The 1,954-nt window shown below is 57.9% G+C and carries 3 protein-coding genes; 2 read left to right on the top strand and 1 reads right to left on the bottom strand.

From position 1 onward, the window contains the following. Together M0974_RS01880 and M0974_RS01875 are read left to right on the top strand one after the other, a co-directional pair. The coding region (locus M0974_RS01880) for a putative nucleotidyltransferase substrate binding domain-containing protein (RefSeq protein WP_297831949.1) at positions 1-1,085 on the top strand (1,085 nt) is incomplete at its 5' end. Continuing rightward, positions 1,082-1,813: a PolC-type DNA polymerase III gene (locus M0974_RS01875; protein ID WP_297831945.1), complete on the top strand. Its 732-nt coding sequence runs from the start codon at positions 1,082-1,084 to the stop codon at positions 1,811-1,813. The genes M0974_RS01880 and M0974_RS01875, both read left to right, overlap by 4 nt. 49 nt (positions 1,814-1,862) lie before the next feature. Here the strand turns inward: M0974_RS01875 and M0974_RS01870 are convergent. Next, positions 1,863-1,954, bottom strand: a 92-nt coding sequence (locus M0974_RS01870; protein ID WP_297831952.1) for an IS3 family transposase, incomplete at its 5' end; no start/stop codon positions are given.

Raw genomic sequence — 1,954 nt, 5'->3', positions numbered from 1 at the left:
TGTGCGGAGTGGTGTCCGAGCGCGATCTATTTTCTCTGCAACGGGTAGACCTGGTGCATTTGGCACGGACCATTCGTAACGCACCGAAAATCGAAAGCCTGGCGAACCTGCGCGGGGAAATCGTGCAACTGGTCGACCGCATGCTGGCCCACGGTGCTTCGTCGACGCAGATCACCCAAATCATCACCCTGCTCAATGACCATACCGTGTGCCGAGTCATCGAACTGACGCTGCTGGAAAAAGGCGACCCCGGCATTGCATTCAGTTGGTTGTGTTTTGGCAGCGAAGGTCGTCGCGAACAGACGCTGCACACCGATCAGGACAACGGCATCCTGTTCGAAGCTGAAGATGCGGCGCAAGCAGCCGCTATTCGCCTGAAGCTGTTGCCCTTGGCGCAACAGATCAATCAAAGCCTGGCCCTATGCGGGTTCACCCTGTGCAAAGGCAACATTATGGCCGGCAACCCGGATTTGTGCCTGTCGCGCTCGGAATGGTCACGACGCTTCTCTGCCTTTATTCGTGAAGCGACGCCGGAAAATCTGCTGGCTTCCAGCATTTATTTTGATCTGCGGGTGGTGTGGGGCGATGAGCGCAGCGTCGATCAATTACGCCACGCAATTCTCGATCAAGTCGCAGATAACCGGTTGTTCCAGCGGATGATGGCCGACAACGCACTGCGGCAGCGGCCTCCCGTCGGGCGCTTTCGTGAATTCGTGCTGGCACGCAAGGGCGGTGAAAAAGCCACCCTGGACCTCAAGGTTCAAGGCCTGACGCCGTTTGTCGATGGCGCCCGCCTGCTCGCATTGGCCAACGGTGTAGAAGCCAATAATACCCTCGAACGCCTGCGCCAATTGGTTGACAAAGAAGTCATCGAACCGCTGGACGGCGCCGCGTATGAAGAGGCTTACCACTTCATTCAACAAACCCGGATGCAGCAACATCAACTGCAAAGTCGGCAAAACCTGCCGTATTCGAACCGCGTCGATCCGGACATTCTCAACCATTTGGATCGACGCATCCTGCGCGAATCTCTGCGCCAAGCCCAACGCCTGCAAAGCAGCCTGACGTTGCGCTATCAACTATGAATTTGTTCGCGTGGCTACGCAGCGCCGCCCCCATCCTCGACGCTCGCCAGAAGCAGCGCCTGGAGAACCTGGCGATCTGCGCGCCGACCAACCAAAACCCTTTGCGCCAGCAACGCTGGGTGGTGCTGGACCTGGAAACCAGCGGTCTGAACCTCAACCGCGACCTGGTGCTGTCGATTGGCGCCGTGGTGATCGAAGACGGCGCCATCGACTTCGGCCAACAGTTCGAGCGCACCTTGTTGCGGCCGGATCACAAGCTCAGCCCCAGCGTGCTGTTGCACGGTTTAGGCCCGAGCGCCATCGCGGCGGGTAGCGAGCCGGTCGATGCCTTGCTGGACCTGATGGAGTTTGTCGGCGACAGTCCGTTTATGGCTTTTCACGCTGCATTCGACCAGCACATGCTGACTCGTGCGCTTAAAGACAGCCTTGGGTATCGGTTGCAGCACCGGTTTCTCGACGTGGCAGAAATGGCGCCCATGCTGTTCCCCCATGCAAATATCCGCCACGCGGGCCTCGATGACTGGACCGCATTTTTTGGCCTGCAAGCCGGCGAACGTCACCACGCCAGCGCCGATGCATTGGTCACCGCCGAGCTAGCGCTGATCCTGTTTAGCCATGCGCGCAAACAACAGATCGACAACCCTGCGAGCCTGGAGCAAAGCCTGAGCCAATGGCGCAGACGGCAGCAGTCGCATTCGTTTAGCCGTTCCTGGCATGCCATCGAATGAATTCGGTCCCACAGACTGAACTGACCCCAAAAAATTGGACAAAAAATAGCTAAGCCGCAGCAGACTGGGTCCTGTACGCCACAGGGCTCAGCCCGTTCAGTTTCAGCTTGATGCGATCATGGTTGTAGTAATGGATGTATT

The sequence above is a fragment of the Pseudomonas sp. genome, from assembly GCF_026224925.1.
Lineage (GTDB): Bacteria > Pseudomonadota > Gammaproteobacteria > Pseudomonadales > Pseudomonadaceae > Aquipseudomonas.
Note: the sequence above shows the minus strand (reverse complement) of the source record. Positions and strands in the feature narration are given on the sequence as shown.

Bases quoted from the DNA above. Each gene is read 5' to 3' on its own strand.
- M0974_RS01875 (WP_297831945.1), top strand. From the start codon at position 1,082: ATGAATTTGTTCGCGTGGCTACGCAGCGCCGCCCCCATCCTCGACGCT.